Genomic DNA, 17,228 nt, shown 5'->3' with positions numbered 1-17,228 from the left:
CGGTGGCGGACGTGGTCGTGCGTATTCTCGCAAGTGGGGACGTTATTACTCCGCGGGATATGGCCCTTTCCAAAAGAAATCACGCTGAACTGGTGAACATCCTTGTCAAGCCCTATGGAATGATCCTCGTAGTCGGTCCCACCGGTTCCGGAAAGACCACGATGCTTCATGCGGCATTGGGCCACATCAATACACCGGAGAAGAAGATCTGGACGGCGGAGGACCCTGTCGAAATAACCCAGTACGGTCTGCGCCAGGTACAGGTTCAGCCAAAAATCGGCTTTGACTTCGCCGCCGCCATGCGCTCCTTTCTGCGAGCCGATCCTGATGTCATCATGGTCGGCGAAATGCGCGATTTCGAAACAGCGAAGATCGGTATTGAAGCATCCCTCACGGGTCATTTGGTTTTCAGCACCCTGCACACGAACAGCGCCCCGGAGACGATCGTTCGCCTTTTGGATATGGGAATCGATCCATTGAACTTCGCCGACTCCCTGTTGGGTGTCCTTGCCCAGCGGCTGGTGCGAACCCTGTGCAAAAACTGCAAGGTGGCTTATCATCCCACCCTTGATGAATACAAGGAAATTGTGGAAATATACGGTGAAGCCCAGTTCAAGAAACTGAACATTCCCTATCGTGATAACCTTATGCTTTACAAACCGAAAGGATGCGATGCATGTGACAACTCGGGTTACAAGGGGCGGATGGCCATCCACGAACTGCTGTTGAACTCCAACCGCATCCGCCGCCACATTCAGAAGCGCGATACCGTTGAGGTCGTACGGGAAACGGGCATGGAAGAGGAGATGACCACTCTTCTTCAGGACGGAATCGAAAAGGCCCTTCAGGGAGTCACGGATATAAAACAGGTCAGACGTGTTTGCATCAAGTGAGATACGACGGCCACCTCAAATCGGTTGTTTCAGCTTGTCCCTCCATTTCCCCACCCAAACCAGCGCTTCCAGGGGGGTCAGGTTAGCGATATCCAGCGATTGCAATTCTTCGATCAACAGTTCGCGTTCATCCGCAAACAAAGACAGCTGACCGACCGGGGGGCCTGCGGTTTTTTCCCTGGCAAATCGGGGTTTTCCGGTCACATCCAGTTCAGCCGTTTCCAGATTGTTCAGTATTTCGCCGGCGCGATCTATCACCGCATCATCGACACCGGCAATGCGCGCCACCTGAATCCCATAACTGCGGTTGGTGCCGCCCTCAATAATTTTTCGCAGGAAGATGATGCGGTTCCCCCATTCCTTGACGGCGATGTTGTAATTCCGTACCCCTCTCCTCGTTACCGAGAGCTCTGTCAACTGGTGATAATGGGTGGCAAACATGGTTCGTACACCGCTGCCCTTAAAGTCATGCAGATACTCCGCCACTGCCCAGGCAATGCTCAATCCGTCAAAGGTGCTGGTACCACGTCCGACTTCATCGAGAATGACCAGACTTTTGCCGGTCATATTTCTGAGAATATTGGACATTTCGGTCATTTCAACCATGAAGGTGCTCTGCCCGCGGGAAAGATTGTCCGCAGCGCCGATCCGGGCAAATATTTTATCCACCACCCCGATGTGTGCCTCCACGGCGGGAACGAAACTGCCTATCTGAGCCATCAGGATAATCAGGGCAATCTGTCGGATATACGTTGATTTTCCGGCCATGTTCGGACCCGTGATGATCAGCAGGCGGTTATCCTCCAAATCGAGCACCAGATCATTCGGTACAAATCCTTCCGGAAGGGGCATGCGCTCGATGACGGGGTGTCGTCCATCCCGGATTCGGATCAGATCGCCGTCATCGACGACGGGACAGCAGTAATTGTAGCGTTCGGCCACTTCCGCCAGGGACGTCAGGGCATCCAGTTCGGCAATTCGTGAGGCCGATTGCTGCAGGCGCCGAATCTCTGTGGCAATCCTTTCACGAACCTGGACGAAAAGGGTGTACTCCCGTTCCCTCCGTGATTCTTCAGCGTTCAACACCTCGTATTCGTACTTTTTCAGCTCCTCATTGATGTAACGTTCCGCATTGACCAGAGTCTGTTTACGTATGTAGTCGGGGGGAACCAAATCGGAATTGGCCCTTGTAATTTCGATGTAATAGCCAAAGACACTGTTGAAACCAACTTTGAGCGAGTTGATGCCCGTCCGTTTCCTTTCCTTTTCCTCAAGGGCGGCGATCCACTGTTTGGCGTTCTTCGATAGGGAAAGATAACGATCCAATTCCTCGTCGTAACCCTCCTTTATGATGCCTCCCTCACGCAGGGTCAATGGGGGGTCATCATGAATGGATTTTTGGAGCAGATCGCAGAGGTCGGCCATTTCGTCCAGTTCATCGTAAATTTCATGAATCAATGGGGTATCCATCGAAGCAATCAGGGATTTTACTTCGGGGATCACCTTCAGAGAATGATTTAGGCCGATCAGATCCCGCGCATTGGCGATGCCCATCACAACACGGCTGCCCAATCTCTCCAGATCGTAGATCCGGCCAAGGACTTTCCTCAAATTCTGTCGCAACAGATGTTCTTCTTTTAATTGATGTACCGCCAGCAGTCTCTCTTTGATCGGCTCAGGGCTGATAAGGGGGTAATTCAGCCACCAGCGGAGCTTTCGTCCCCCCATGGAGGTCATGGTTTCATCAATGACATGAAACAAGGACCCCCTGGCGGTATTTTCGGCCATGGTTGAAAAGATCTCCAGGTTTCGTCTGGCCGCCTCATCAATCAAAAGATAGACGTCGGAGTGATACCATTCGATTTTGTTCAGATGGCTGATCTGACCTTTCTGTGTTTCTTTGATATAGCGCAAAGCGGCGCCGGCGGCACCCAGTACGGCAGGTTTATCCGCAATATTTAGTCTTTGTACAAGTCCCGCTTCGAACTGTTCCCTCAGGAGATCTGCTGCCCCCGACGTATCGAAATACGTTTCGGGAAACTCGTTGCAGCGGTATGAATGCATTTCTCCCAGCGCTTCGGCCAATCGGTTTTTTTCCGGCATATTTTCAGCCAAGAGCAGTTCGCGAAACCTGAAAGTTGTCAATGTGGAGAGAAAGCTCTCCCAGTCACCAGACGCGCCGACCCGGAATTCACCCGTCGATAAATCGACAAAGGCGGTTCCGTAACACTGCTCTGCCCAGTATGCCGAGGCAAGAAAATTATTCTCTTTGGGATTCAAATTGCTGTCGTCAACGACCAGTCCCGGCGTGACGATTCTGACCACATCCCGCTTGACGACCCCCTTGGCAAGTTTCGGATCCTCCATCTGCTCACAGATAGCCACTCTGTACCCCTTGTTGATCAGTTTGGAAATGTACGAGGAGGCCGCATGGTAGGGGAATCCGCACAGGGGGATAGCGTCTTCCTTCCCCTTGTTCCGGGAAGTCAGTGTTAAATCAAGCTCGCGGGATGCTGTCTGAGCGTCTTCAAAAAACATTTCATAGAAATCGCCCATACGGAAAAGCAGGATTGCATCCTGATGTTGTGACTTGATATCAAGGTACTGTTTCATGGCGGGTGTCAAAACAACGGGTTCCGTCATTCCCAACGTCCCTTTTCTTTTTCCTCCAGGTCGACGACCCCTGTAAAACGGGGTGGTTTCGGAGGAGGATTCTCTTTGATGAGCCGATTCAGAAGAGCGCTGCTAAGGGTGATCAGGATCGAACCGGATACGGCCGTCCAGAAACCGTTGACCTGAAAACCGCTGATGACATGAGAAACCAGCATGAGGAGCATGGCATTGATGACAAAAATAAAAATTCCAAAGGTCATCAGATTGACGGGAAGTGTTAAGAGGATCAAGAGGGGACGAACAACCGTGTTGAGAATGCCCAGAAGGGCCGCGGCGATCAAAGCCGTCAGGAAGCTGTCAATCTGAATGCCATCGAGAATGTAGGATACGAATATGATCGATGCCGTCTAGATGATCCATTTAATGAGCAATTTCAAGAAACAATGTCTCCCTGGCGAAAATAACGTTCTGATTCATCGAGAAGGAGAGACAGGAACGGCCCTGCCTCTCCTTCTTGGTTCCGTGGGCCGGTCTTATTCCGCTTTGAAATATTCTTTTCCCGCGCCGCAGAGGGGGCATATCCAGCTTGCGGGAAGGTCTTCAAATTCTACTCCCGGGGCGACTCCCTTGTCGGGGTCACCCTTTGCAGGATCATAAATATAACCGCACACCGTACAGACATATTTTTGCATCTTCACTCCTCCTGTTCGTATATTGTTTTTTTATCGGTCCAGCAAATTCTGTATCTTTTCTCCCAACGCATCGCCGCGTTCGTAGCACTCCCTGAAGATCGCTTCGGTCGGAGCATTCTTTGCCCGCAGGGGTTCACCCGTCAACTCAATTCCCATCTCTTTCATCTGGGCATCGACATGTACGGCGCCTTCGCCGCTCCATCCGTAGGAACCGAAAGCGAATCCCATCAGATTCTTTGGTTTCAAACCCTTCATGTAGGTCAGAATATCCGCCATCTGAGGCAACATATTATTATTCAGCGTCGAGGAACCGATGACGACTGCCGCCGAATCGAGCAGTTCGTACATCACCTCGCTCCGGTGATGGACATCCATGCACATGGTTTTCACGTGAATACCCCGAAAGGCAAGTCCCTCCGCGATGCTCCGGGCCATTTTCTCCGTATTCTGCCACATGGAACCATAGACGATCACGGCCTTGTCCGAGGGCTTCTGTTCGGACCAGTCAATGTACTTCTGGATAATTCCCTGGGGATTCCGTTTCCAGACCGGTCCGTGGTCGGGAGCAACGATCCTGATTTCGAGACCGGAACTCGTGATGCGCTTAATGAGTTTAGCCACCATGGGAGCGAAAGGGAGCAAAATATTCGCGAAATATGTCGAGGCTTCGTATTCGAGAATTGATTCGGGAATATCCCCATCGAACCTCTCGGAGGACGCATAATGCATTCCGAATCCGTCCTGGGAAAACAAAAGCTTGTCATCCTCAAGGTAGGAAAACATGCTGTCCGGCCAGTGTACCATCCGCGTTTCCATGCAGGTAAGATTCATGTTTCCAAGTGAAATGGAATCCTCGTCCTTAACGGGAATGACCTCCTGGGGAAGCGTAAAGAGTTCCTGCAAGACCTTTGCGCCCATGGGTGAAGCGTAGACGGCTTCCGGCTTGAGTTCTCTGATCAGATCAGGCAGACAACCCGTGTGATCCATCTCCGCATGGTTGGAGACGATAATTTCAATTTCCTTCGGATCGATGACGGATCTGATGCGGGACATCATTTCATCTTTGAAGGGCGCCCTCACCGTATCGATCAGGGCCGCTTTTTCGGACACGATCAAATAGGCGTTATAGGTGGTTCCCCTTTTGGTTTGATAACCGTGGAAATCACGGATATTCCAGTCAACAGCCCCTACCCAGTAAACATTATTACTGATTTTGACAGCGCTATACATGATAAATTCGCAACCTCCTTCTTCGAGAATTGATCCATTCTTACGTTTACGTCATGTCTTGGGACATTAACAAAGTTTTCCAGGGTTCGTCAACAAATCATCTCCATTTTCACCCTCCTGTCCGTGGGGAAGCGCAAACACTCGAAACATCGAAATTTACCGGTTGCACAGATAAAAAATTATGACTAAAATAAAGATTCTTTGAGATCGGTGTGACCGATTCCTTGCCAAGACCCTTGATCGGGAAAACCACTAAAAACAGACGTGCGATAAATTTTCAAAGGGGAGGTACATTATGGGACAACCGGAAAGAGAGAAAAGAAGAGAAAAGGTCATCGAGACATTGAATAAGGCCCGTTCGATGGAGTTACATGCGATCCATCAGTACATGAATCAGCATTACAACCTGGACAATGCCGATTACGGCGAATTGGCCCTGAAAGTCAAGCTGATCGCCATCGATGAAATGCGTCACGCCGAAATGTTTGCCGAACGGATCAAAGAATTGGGTGGCGAACCCACAACGGACAGTGCCGCAGAAACAGTGAAAGCCCAGGAAGTGGATGTCGTGTTCTCTTTCGACGCCAAGTTGGAAGACGATACGGTCGATGAATACAACCAGTTCCTGAAGGTCTGTCGTGATAACGGGGACAGCGTCAGCGCAAAGCTTTTCGAAACCATAATTGACGAAGAACAGACGCACTTCAATTACTTCGACAATGTCTCCGGCCACATCAAAACCCTCGGTGCCGTCTATCTGGCCCAGATGGCCGGCACGCCGGGAGACACAGGCACACCGGCCCGCGGCTTCGTTTCTGCGGAGGGCTGAGTGGTAAAATTCCAGAGAAGGGCATGCCGCTGCTTTCGTTGAAACGGCAATCGGGTTGGCGTTTTGTTCGGTGCCCGTCCAGGCAGAACCGCTTTGATGGCTTTGCACGCCGCGCCTGTTGGCAATTCCGGTCAATACCCGTATCCAGGGAGCGTTCTGGATAAAGATCAGAGTCGTTCCCCGTTGTGAGACAAGGGTCCCCATGGATCGGCTTGTGCGAAGCTTTCGCCCTGCCCTACGAATCAACGGGAGAAAAATATCCGCCTTCGATGTAAAGAAGCATTCTTCACTCCGGAAGACCGGACATGGTGAGGGGACCTTGCGAAATACCCGTTTGAGATTTCAGCGCATCCTCAATGCGAAGCCAGATTTTTTCCTTTCCCTCCCCTGTCCGTGCCGAACAGAGGAAAAGATTCTCAGCGGGCAAGGCATCCAGAGACTGACGGATGTGTTTCAGTCTTACATTCCGTTGATTCCGCGACAATTTATCAATCTTCGATAACACGAGGATTACCGGACGCCCATACAAACCCAACCAGTCAATGAGCATGCGCTCGTCATCACTTATATCCCGCCGGATATCGGCCACCAGAATCACCAGCCGCAGATTCCCCCGCTCCCGGAAATAGGTCTCGACCATGGAACGCCAGGAAACCCGGAGAGACTGGGGCACCTTTGCGTATCCGTAACCCGGCAGATCGGCAAAAGAAATTGTTCCGTTGATCACAAAAAACTGGATCAATCGGGTCCGTCCCGGACTTGTACTGGCCTTGGCCAGTCGACGATAACCAGCGAGCGTATTGATGAGGGTGGATTTACCGGAGTTTGACCGTCCCGCAAAAGCCACTTCAGGCAAGGTTTCCGGCGTGTAATGGTCTGTTGTTTCAGCACTTTTAATAAATTCAGCGGACGTTATCCTCATCGGACCAGCCTCTAATCTCTTTCGAAGGAAATTTCGTACTTTTCGAGCTTTCGTTCCAGTGTCGGTCTTGAAATTCCGAGAATCTCACAGATCTCCCCCTTATTCTTATGGGTGTTTTCTGCCAAAACCTTCCTGATGTAAACCTCTTCCACCTGATCCAGGGTCATCGGTTTTTCCGTTTTGGGAAAATCTTCAACGATCGGGGGTTGAGACGGAACTTCACCGGAAGCATGTTCAATAAGATCGGGAAAATCGGCTTTGACGAGGATCTGGCCCTTGGCCACCACCACCGCGCGAACCAGCAGGTTTTCCAGTTCCCGGATATTGCCGGGCCAGGAATACTGCATGAACAAATCCATCATTTCCGGGGAGACTCCCATGACCTTTTTATGAAGGTCACGGTTGATCTTTACTATCAGGTAATCAACAAGCGGTGGAATGTCCTCCCTTCTTTCCCTGAGCGGTGGAATGGTAATTGCCACGATGTTCAGCCTATAGAAGAGATCGTCCCTGAATCTTCCCTCCTTGACCATTATTTTGAAATCCTTGTTCGTCGCGGCAATGATTCGCGCATTCACCTTGACCCGATCCTTCCCTCCAACCCGCTCAAATTCCATTTCCTGCAGGACCCGAAGCAGCTTGGCCTGGAGATTCAGGGACATTTCACTGATTTCATCGAGAAAAACCGTTCCATAACGGGCCAATTCAAATTTGCCCAATTTCCGGCTTATCGCTCCCGTAAAGGATCCCTTTTCATGCCCGAACAGCTCGGACTCCAGAAGCGTTTCCACAATTGCCGAACAGTTGATCGCAATGTAGGGTTCGTCAGGCGAGGTATTGTGGTGAATGACCTTGGCGATCAGTTCCTTTCCCGTTCCGCTCTCTCCCTGAATCAGAACCGTCGTCCGGCTCTGGGAAACCACCCCGATTGTTTTGAATATCTCCCGCATCTCTCGGCCTGTACCGATGATGTCCCCGACTTTGAAGCTGCGTGACGGTTCCATGAGCAAGCCATCGATCTTCTTCTCCATTTCCTGGGTTTTGAGAGCCTTCTTTATCGCCATATCCAGTTCGTCGATATGAATCGGTTTGTGAATGTAATCGAAGGCCCCTCCCTTCATGGCATTGATCGTCGATTCCATGTCATGGTGCGCCGTAATCATGATGACTTTGACATTTTCATTTTCCTCCCGCAGGTCTTCGAGAACCGTGAAGCCTGTTATATCGGGGAGACGGATGTCCAGAATGACGACATCCGGGTTCGTTTCGATAAACTTGTTTAATCCGTCCGTCCCCGTGTTGGCCGTATAAACCGTATAACCCTCCTCGGTTAAATACATCTCGAGGGTCTCGCAGATGGACAGGTCGTCGTCTATCACCAGAACTTTTATCATAACTTTTTGGCTCCCCTGATCCTCAATTGAAAGAGAATTTATTCTTTCAAGGTTCCATGAATGGGAATATGCCGCCTCTTACGGTTGCTTCAGAATATAAGGCACAGGAAATCAATAATGCTCGCTGACAGGCAGGGAGATTCGAACTTCCGTACCTCTCCCCTTTTCACTGGCCACATCGATTGTGCCGCCATGGAGTTCGATGATTTTTTTTACCTGTGTCAGGCCAAGCCCGGTCCCATACTGTTTTTTGGTGAAGAAAGGATTGAACAGATGGATCATGTCCTCCTCCGCGATGCCGGAACCATTGTCGCTGATTTCAATCAGGGCCTCAGGATTCTCACGATTTAGCTGGCGAACGGTAATGGACAAAACCCCTCCCTTTTCCATGGCATCGACGGCATTCCGGTACAGGTTGATCAGGGCCTGTTCCACCATGGCCGTATCAATGAACAGGAGCGGGAAGTCCTCATCATAACTCGTCTTCACCCGAATCTCCTTGTCCTTTATATGACGCTCGCAAAGATGAAGGGATCTTTCCAGAACCCTCTGCAGATCGGCCATTTCCTTTTTCGGTGCCAGGGGTTTCGCGTATATGAGTACATCATTCACCAGACTTTCCAGATGCTCCACCTCCCGCTGGGCGATCCTGAACCGCTTGAGATCATTTCCCTCGGGATTCATGCGCTTCTCGAGAATCTGAAGACTCATCTTGATTGACGAAAGGGGGTTCCGAACCTCATGGGCAATCCCTGCTGAAAGTTGGCCTACCGCGGCCAGCTTTTGGCTTTCATAGAATTTCTTTTCGAGATTTTTGAATTCCGTAATATCGCGCTGAACGAAAAGGTAGCGGTCTGTCCCCTTGACGCGGGTCGGCGTAATCAACAAATTTCTTTTGGTCCCGTCTTTGGCGCGGGCCTCGATCTCATAGGGATTGAACACGCCCTGCTTCAGCCCCATCCAATTTTCCATGGTCACTTCCCTGTGTTCCGGAGCGACGAATTCCATAAAATGTTTTCCCTTGAACCGAGGAGACACGAGGTGGGCACCGCGTTTTAAATCGCCACTCACATAATTAATCATACCGTCCGCATCCAGTTCATAAAGACGGTCCGGTGAACTGTCGATGATGGACTGAAGGTATGCGTAAAGCGATTCGACCTCTTCCCGAAGACGGATATTTGCATCCAGCTCTTCCTGGAGATTGTTGGCATAGGCCTTGATCTTTTTGGACATGGCGATTTCTTTGGATATGTCCTGGAGCGTTTCAATCGCCTCGATCATCTCACCTTTTTCATCGTAAATGGGAGCGGCCAGAAAGTACAGGTGCCTGGGCTTGCCGCCCAGGTTCTCAAAATAATCCCGGGATTCATAGGCGCCTTCGATCTTTTCCGACTTCCTGGCTTTCTTTTCGCCATAATACCGTTCCATCCCTTCGAGATCCTGGTCGATGATCAAATCCGCGACAAGGGGTCTGCTGTCCGCATAAAACGGCAGATAATGTCTGTTTGTGCCGATCATATCCCGGGCTTCATACCCGGTCAGTTCCGTGCAGGCCCTGTTCCAGAGAATCACCTCGTGATTTTTGTTTATAACGAATGTGGGAATGGGAAATCCTTCGATGATCCCTTCGATTGTTTTCTTTTCCCTCAACAGCTTCTCCTGCCACTCGCTGCGTTCGGTGATCCGCTTCAACTCCTCTCTGAGTTGCAGTTTTTTTCTGCTTTCATAAGTTAAATAGGAACCGGCGAGGAGGATTACAACGATCAACCCGCCCGTTCCCATCATCGTATTGACGAAGGCCCGCCTGATGACGGACGTGATTGCTCTGTACCGGGTGCTGACGGCGAGAAACCAAACGCCCCGGGTGAAGTCCACCGGTGCGTAAGCCACAACATGTTTCTCCCCTCTCGCGTCTTCATCGGACAGGACAAATTCGCCATACCCTGCCCGCTCCTTCAAAATTTTCTCCTTCAAAGAAAATTTTCCCTGTATATAGCCCTTCTCGAGGATACTGACATCCATACCCGTTTTTTCATTTCCGGGATGGACAAGGAGGGTGCCGTTGTGGTCAATCATCCAGGTATCATGCAAAATACGCGTATCACCCTTGATGAAATAATCGTTCACCAGGGTTTCCAGGGGCAGAGCGGCCAAAACGACGCCGGTAAATCGAAAGTCGTCGTTATATTTGGGTACACCGATGATTATGGCTTTGCTTATCCCTTTTTTCCCCTTGTCGTCAACCAGCTCGAGCATGATTAAATCGCTGATATAGGGTTTCCCCGTCCGTTCAATTTCTTCAAAGTAACGAATATATTGCAACCCGTGTCCGAAACGGCCCGTCACCATTCCTTCGGGATGGACGATGAGAACATCCCCTTTTTCATCCAGTCTGGCAATGAACTTTACCTTCCCTTCCAGATCATTAAAGATGACCCGAATGCTTTTGGCCGTATCATCGGGGCGTATCTTTTTGACTGAGGGAAGCCTCGATAAAATGACCAGGCGTCTCTCTATGTCCCTGAGAAGTTCTTCAATCCGCCCGGCCTTTTCCTTGGCAATGGCCATCTGTTGCCGCCCGGACTGCTCAACCATGCCTTCTTCTATCTTGTGTTGAATCGTAATCGCCAAGAGGAGAATCAGACAGATGATCACGACGGTGGCAACCCAGATGGAAGCAACCATGCGGAAACCGAGCTCTTTTTTGTCGTGTCGTTCACTCATCCCTTACGCGGCCCGATACCGTCCCGGTTGTTGACCAAAAAAAGACCCCCTTCCTTTCATGTCAAGAAAGAGGGTCCATGACCTGCGATTCCCCGTGGACATCAAGAAGACTCGCTCCGATGCCTCGCACCTCATCTTTTATGACTCGTCCTGATTTTTCTTTTCTCTATAATCTTTAAGGGCGATCACCACATAGACCCCAACCGCGCATCCCAAGGAAATAAGCAACTTCGTCAAACCGCTCTCGATCTGAAAAATCCTTTCACAGATCAGCCAGACCACAAGATAGGTAACCCCGGTCAGAATTTCCTGCATCGCCACGACCTCAATGGACAGTTTTCAGAATCGATAATCACCATGCCAACAGAAACGCATACATTGGACAGGCCTCGACCGCAAGAAGCGTACTTTTTTCTTCTTTGTCATACTACTTGGTCAAATTCAAAGTTGTCAACGACAATGTTTATGCCGTCTCCGCATAATCAATCCACCGGAATGGATGGGATCATTCGGTCCAATCAAAACGGAGGAGCCGTTGAACATTATTGGGATCGGCTGATCCGACTATCTTTCCTTTTTTACTTTTCGTTCAATTTTTGCGTCTCGTTTAATGGATCATTAAAAATACGGCCATCTTCGTATACGCAGGTTTTGAGCGCTGCAAAATGAACAAAGAATGATTGCCGAGACTTATAAACAATATACCTCTTATAGTGGGCCATGGCACATCGATTGCAAAGACATCCGACGAATCGGCATTTTCCCCTTCATCAATGCTCGAATTTGTGTTAATGAGGGGCGAGAAACTACATAGTTTACTTTTTTAGAAAGGAGAAAGGGAAATGTTAAGGAAAGTTTGGAAAGGGTTGTTCACTCTATTCACGTCAGCATCAGCGTTGTTGGTTGCGTCGCCGGTGGTTTTCGCAGCTGAGGCTCTCCCCACGGGTGAGTCGTATGTGAAGGTTCTGTTCGCGGTTGGCGCCATGGTGGGCGCGGGCCTGGCAATTGGTCTGGGCGCCATCGGCGCCGGCGCCGGTATCGGTAGCGCGGCGAATGGGGCCTGTCAGGCGGTGGGACGAAACCCGGGCGTACAGGGCAAAATTATGACCGTCATGCTGGTCGGTATGGCCATGGCCGAATCCGTTGCAATTTACGCTTTGGTTGTCTCCCTCGTTTTGCTGTATGCAAACCCCTATAAGGTTCTGTTCGTTGGATAATAATAATAACACTTCAATTCTAACTAAAGACAGTTAGGGGGAAAAGGGAATGTCAGATACCAAAAAAGATAAGCAGTTTTTCACAGTAGCGAGAGTCTTCTTCCTGCTTATCGTAATCCCCTTGTCACTGATGGCCATTCTTATTGCCAACGGCATTTTTAAATTAGGGGTTACAGTAAAGGAAAAGGCGGTTACGGCCCTGGACCCGAAATCCCAGGAAGGAATCAAGATACTTGCTACGAATGTGGCAGATGAGGTTGCCGGGTTTCTCATGGAAAGAAAGAAGGATCTTCTTGTTGCGACGATTCTTCCCCAGAGCGAGCAGTCTTACAAACAATTTGTAAATGAAAATAAAAAAGATGTCTGGACCAAGGTGGACGGAAAAATCGTAAAAGTTTCCGCGCTGATGTACCCGGAGTTGTCGCTCATCGACAAAAACGGGATGGAACGGATCAAAATCCTCAACGGAGAGATCACGGAGAAGGACAAGCTGGTCAATGTTGCCAATCCGGCCAACACAACGTTTAAAAACGAAGATTACTTTACCAAGGCCAAGTCTCTGAATAAAGGAGAGGTCTATGTCTCATCCGTCACGGGCCTGTACGTCAGCCGGGCGGAATTTGACAAGGGAAAACGCTTTGATGGTGTGATTCGTTTCGCAACCCCCGTTTTTGATCAGAACGGTTTTGCCGGTGTGCTGGAATTTGCGTTAAGCGCGAAACATCTCGCAGAATTTACGGACCACATTATACCCACTCAGGCCGAGAGGGTTTACGAATCGGATACCGAAACGGGCAATTATGCCTATATGGTGGACAACCGGGGCTTCGTCATTTCCCATCCCAGCGATTATCATATCGTGGGGCAAGGTGAGGACGGAACCATGGTCCCGCCTCTTGAGGAAAAAACCGCAGCCGCTTTAACAGGCGAGGGCAAGGAAGTCCTGAATCTCAATCTGCTTGGCTTCATGGACCCCAATCTGCCCGAGGTCGCGGCTGAGGCGGCACGGGGCCAGTCCGGCATGAAGATTTATAATTTCGGCGGGCGAACGAAGTTTGTCGCCTACGCGCCGATCAAGTTCATCACGAAGGATTACCCTCAGCCGGGTGGTTTCGGCTGGATCGGTATGGGCATCGATGTGGACGCCTACAATGCCGTGGCATTGAAAGCGGCCCAGGCCATCGAAAAGGAAGCCCAATCCTGGACCTCGACAATCATTATAATCATGATCGTGTCCATGGTTCTGTTGTTCTTCATTCTTTATCTGCTGTCGCGGGGCATCACCCGTTCCATAGCGTCGGAAGTGCCTTCAGGATCGCAGGGACCGGGCCATTATTACAGTGATGAGGATGACGACTAAGAGAGGGTCTTTTGAACCCAGATGATTTCGCAAGCCGGGAACGCAAGTTCCCGGCTTTTATTTGAGTCGGCCATTGCCCTTTTTAACCGTCACAAAAAACGATTTGGCTGAAGATTCTATGTCGAAGCGAACCTCGGTTCTCCCTTGATACCCGCCAGGACTTCCCTGGCAGAATCTTCTTGTTCGTCTGTTCCTGAAATCCCCATCCATACGGCACCCTCGGCGCCACACACGCCTCCGGCGGCAATCAATTCCGCCCTCGCCCCCGTGAGCATCGCAATGGCTTCTATCTCCGTCACAACTTCCCCCTGGACGGGGAGCAGTCGCAGACCGCCTGTGCCTGGAGCATTCAGGCGGGCAGCCATGCCATTCAAGTCGACGATGACACGCTTCTCCAGTCCGACGGGCAGGATCAGGCGCACACGTCTTCCCACAACGGCCTGCAGGGCCGTTAGAATCGTGCCCCCTCTTGGATCTCCTACCAGGATGCCGGCCTGCCTGCGTACAAGGTCAACCGCATTGGCCCCCTTGAGAATGACATCCCCTTCCGTCAAATCATCAACCACATCGAAGATGGTCTTCCCGACCAGCCATCTTCCCTTGTGGATCACGACATCACCCGGAAATGGACTCCCCTGGGCTGATCGACCAGAGTCATTCATCTTCTCGTACGGCGGCAACGTGATTCCGCGGAAGAACCGCTGACGCGAAAAACCCTCCGCATTCCCACATATCGACAGCAGCTCTTCCGCCACGTATCCATTGGTCGTTCCGGCGATAACAGCGACCGTACGGGACTGCAACGCCGTTCTTATCGCCGGGTGTACGGTCAGAGCCTTTGCAATCAGTCGCTTTCCCGCAGCGGGGGTCACTACAGCTTGTATCATCTCATTTCTCCTATCGGCCCAACAGGGGAAAACAGCCGAAGCGCAACGATCGGCTGTGTTGGTTGTTCATGGGCGTTGATTTTTCCAAGGCAAGCCTGTTCTTGTTAATTCCTGCACATACAGAGCGATGCCAAGAATGGATGATACAGGGGCGTGCAGGAATTTACTACTACCTTTTTCGGCAGCCGGATCCATGATGACGTTGAGCCTCTTTATCCCCGGGATTGTCTTGACCGTGAAATTTCCCTTGAGAGCGGGGTTCGCCGGTGCTATAACGGCGCCATAATTTACGGACAAACAACCTTGGAAAGATGTTACCTGAATTCGATTCCATTAAAATGACCGCATCGGATCTCCCCTCTCCCTAACGCGTTTGCGCCATTAACGATGCCGGTCGGGAGGCTTGTCTGTCCCGAAACGGGAAGAAGATGTCCGCGCTCCGTGGAATACAACCGCGGACGCAAAGCGAGGTCAATCGAAGGAGAAGAATATGGAAAACTTGAACGGATATGCTGCAGAGGTTCTCAATAAATTGGAAGCCCGGGTGCCCTGGGAAAAACAATTTCTTCAGTCGGTAAAAGAGCTTTTTTATACCATTTCACCCGTTCTGGATCAGGAGCCCCAATACCAGGCGGAACGGATACTGGAAAGGATAACCGTGCCCAACCGGGCCATCAGCTTCAAAGTGGAATGGCTCGATGACAAAAATGAAGTACGGGTGCATAACGGATACCGCGTCCAGTTTAACAACGCGCTGGGTCCTTACAAGGGGGGGCTGAGATTTCACCCGTCTGTCGATCTGGATTCGATGAAGTTTCTCTCGTTTGAGCAGATGTTCAAGAACGCCCTGACGGGATTGCCGCTGGGAGGGGGCAAAGGCGGGGCGGATCTTCCTGCAATGGGGTTGTACCCTCGCGAAATGTTGCGATTCTGTCAGAGCTATGTGCTGAAACTGCACGAATACATCGGGCCGGATATCGATGTTCCTGCAGGCGACATCGGTGTCGGAAAAAGAGAGATCGGTTACCTCTTTGGCCAATACAAAAGTCTCACCCATGCGTTTAACGGGGTCATCACCGGGAAAACCGTGGGATGGGGAGGTTCCAGACTTCGCCCGGAAGCCACGGGATTCGGCATCGTGTATTTCACTGAGAAGATGCTGAACACCAAAAACGACAGCATCAAAGGAAAAACGGTAGCCGTTTCCGGGTTTGGACAGGTCGCCTGGGGGGTGGTGCGAAAAGTCATCGACCTGGGCGGTAAAGTCGTGACCCTGTCCGGCCCTGACGGTTTTATCCATGACGCCGACGGGCTTGATGATGAAAAAAATGCATTCATGCTTGAAATGAGAAACAGCGGAAGGGATCAGGTCCGGCAGTACACGGAACGCTTCAAGGCGGAATTTGTGGAAGGGAAACGACCCTGGTCCGTGCCCTGCGACATCGCCATACCCTGCGCCATTCAAAACGAGCTCGATGAATCGGACGCGGCGGCGTTAATGAAAAACAAATGCCGATGTGTTGTGGAAGGTGCCAATATGCCTTCCACCCTCGAAGCGATAAATGTGTTTCGAATCGCAAAAATCCTCTTTGCCCCCGGCAAGGCCGCTAACGCGGGAGGGGTGGCCGTCTCCGGGCTGGAAATGTCCCAGAACCGCCTGGGGATCTACTGGCCGGCGGAAAAAATCGACGAAACCCTTCAACAAATCATGTCGGACATTCATGAGAACTGTTTGAAGGCCGCCGACATGTACAACCACAGGGGTGATTATGTGGCCGGCGCGAATATCGCCGGGTTCGTAAATGTTGCGAACGCCATGATAGATCAGGGGGTTGTTTGATTCTCCTCACCTGTAAACAGTATCAACAGATGAGTTTGGAGGAGGATGGATCGAGGAGGTGGGAACAGGCCAATTACTTGATTGACAACAGAGCTTTTTTGTACTATTCAACGTTCCACTGAAATATACTCCCCAGTAGCTCAGTCGGTAGAGCAGATGGCTGTTAACCATCGGGTCCGTGGTTCGAGTCCGCGCTGGGGAGCCAAAATTCAATCCGCTGATTTCAGCGGTTCTTGTTTAACGCAAGACCCCGTGGGGTGATCCCCTCGGGGTCTCGTCGTTTCTGGCGTGCCCACGCCGACTTACGCCCGCCCGCACATTTACCCTGATTCTCCATTTTGAAGCCCGCAGTCCGGGGGGCGGGTGCAACCCTGGGGGTTACGGGCGCTCACCGAAAATGTCCTTTCCGAATTCTCCCGTTCTCCGTTTTTTGACCCGCCTTGTTTAACAGCCCCGTTGCATCCTTGCACCCTCTTCGACATTTCGAACTCCCCTCCGGTAGGTATCTGCCGAAAGCCGGACCAGTAGGTCCGGCGCAAGAGGATTACCAGACAGCGGAAACAGCCGTGAGATCGGAGACCGTTGTGGGTGCCGGCGACATCGCCTTCAGGCAGTGTCGAACGG

At 51.0% G+C, this 17,228-nt stretch carries 13 protein-coding genes, 1 tRNA gene and 1 pseudogene; 6 read left to right on the top strand and 9 right to left on the bottom strand.

All coding sequences use genetic code 11. From position 1 onward, the window contains the following. Positions 1 to 893: type II/IV secretion system protein (locus tag GX147_05475; GenBank protein NLN60149.1), on the top strand; the 893-nt coding region annotated here is incomplete at its 5' end. Positions 894 to 908: 15 nt separating this feature from the next. Here the strand turns inward: GX147_05475 and mutS are convergent. The 4 genes and pseudogenes from mutS to GX147_05455 all read right to left on the bottom strand — a co-directional run bounded on the left by mutS (position 909) and on the right by GX147_05455 (position 5,428). Further along, complete coding sequence (mutS, locus tag GX147_05470; protein NLN60148.1) at positions 909 to 3,536, bottom strand: DNA mismatch repair protein MutS; 2,628 nt, start codon at positions 3,534 to 3,536, stop codon at positions 909 to 911. Further along, positions 3,533 to 3,943: pseudogene (locus GX147_05465) on the bottom strand (phage holin family protein). Before GX147_05465 ends, mutS begins: the two are co-directional and overlap by 4 nt. Before the next feature lie 96 nt (positions 3,944 to 4,039). After that, on the bottom strand, positions 4,040 to 4,198 hold the full coding sequence (locus tag GX147_05460) for a rubredoxin (protein NLN60147.1): 159 nt from the start codon (positions 4,196 to 4,198) through the stop codon (positions 4,040 to 4,042). Between the two features lie 30 nt (positions 4,199 to 4,228). Beyond that, positions 4,229 to 5,428 (bottom strand): FprA family A-type flavoprotein, encoded by a 1,200-nt coding sequence (locus GX147_05455; protein ID NLN60146.1) that lies wholly within the window; start codon positions 5,426 to 5,428, stop codon positions 4,229 to 4,231. 295 nt (positions 5,429 to 5,723) lie between these two features. On the opposite strand from GX147_05455, the gene GX147_05450 reads away from it, so the two are divergent. Then, positions 5,724 to 6,257 carry a bacterioferritin gene (locus GX147_05450; GenBank protein NLN60145.1) on the top strand — a complete coding sequence of 178 codons (534 nt, stop codon included), beginning with the start codon at positions 5,724 to 5,726 and terminating at the stop codon, positions 6,255 to 6,257. A 286-nt stretch (positions 6,258 to 6,543) separates the two neighbouring features. On the opposite strand, the gene GX147_05445 is transcribed toward GX147_05450, so the two are convergent. The 4 genes from GX147_05445 to GX147_05430 form a co-directional block, all read right to left on the bottom strand. Next, a complete protein-coding gene (locus tag GX147_05445) occupies positions 6,544 to 7,179 on the bottom strand; it encodes a YihA family ribosome biogenesis GTP-binding protein (protein ID NLN60144.1) in 636 nt (211 codons plus the stop codon). 11 nt (positions 7,180 to 7,190) lie between these two features. Next, a complete protein-coding gene (locus GX147_05440) occupies positions 7,191 to 8,573 on the bottom strand; it encodes a sigma-54-dependent Fis family transcriptional regulator (GenBank protein ID NLN60143.1) in 1,383 nt (460 codons plus the stop codon). Between the two features lie 111 nt (positions 8,574 to 8,684). Continuing rightward, positions 8,685 to 11,300 (bottom strand): PAS domain S-box protein, encoded by a 2,616-nt coding sequence (locus GX147_05435; protein NLN60142.1) that lies wholly within the window; start codon positions 11,298 to 11,300, stop codon positions 8,685 to 8,687. Between the two features lie 138 nt (positions 11,301 to 11,438). Then, positions 11,439 to 11,615 carry a hypothetical protein gene (locus GX147_05430; GenBank protein ID NLN60141.1) on the bottom strand — a complete coding sequence of 59 codons (177 nt, stop codon included), beginning with the start codon at positions 11,613 to 11,615 and terminating at the stop codon, positions 11,439 to 11,441. Between the two features lie 527 nt (positions 11,616 to 12,142). Between GX147_05430 and atpE the strand changes: the two genes are divergently transcribed. Continuing rightward, complete coding sequence (gene atpE, locus GX147_05425) at positions 12,143 to 12,517, top strand: ATP synthase F0 subunit C (protein NLN60140.1); 375 nt, start codon at positions 12,143 to 12,145, stop codon at positions 12,515 to 12,517. Between the two features lie 49 nt (positions 12,518 to 12,566). Continuing rightward, a complete protein-coding gene (locus GX147_05420; GenBank protein ID NLN60139.1) occupies positions 12,567 to 13,877 on the top strand; it encodes a hypothetical protein in 1,311 nt (436 codons plus the stop codon). Between the two features lie 116 nt (positions 13,878 to 13,993). On the opposite strand, the gene GX147_05415 is transcribed toward GX147_05420, so the two are convergent. Beyond that, a complete protein-coding gene (locus GX147_05415) occupies positions 13,994 to 14,764 on the bottom strand; it encodes a hypothetical protein (protein NLN60138.1) in 771 nt (256 codons plus the stop codon). 490 nt (positions 14,765 to 15,254) lie between these two features. Between GX147_05415 and gdhA the strand changes: the two genes are divergently transcribed. Both gdhA and GX147_05405 read left to right on the top strand, forming a co-directional pair. Then, complete coding sequence (gene gdhA / locus GX147_05410) at positions 15,255 to 16,604, top strand: NADP-specific glutamate dehydrogenase (GenBank protein ID NLN60137.1); 1,350 nt, start codon at positions 15,255 to 15,257, stop codon at positions 16,602 to 16,604. 129 nt (positions 16,605 to 16,733) lie between these two features. Then, positions 16,734 to 16,809: transfer RNA gene (locus GX147_05405), tRNA-Asn, on the top strand. The last annotated feature ends 419 nt before the right edge of the window (positions 16,810 to 17,228 follow it).

Source organism: Deltaproteobacteria bacterium, from assembly GCA_012522415.1.
Classification (GTDB): Bacteria; Desulfobacterota; Syntrophia; order Syntrophales; family JAAYKM01; genus JAAYKM01.
Note: the sequence above shows the minus strand (reverse complement) of the source record. Positions and strands in the feature narration are given on the sequence as shown.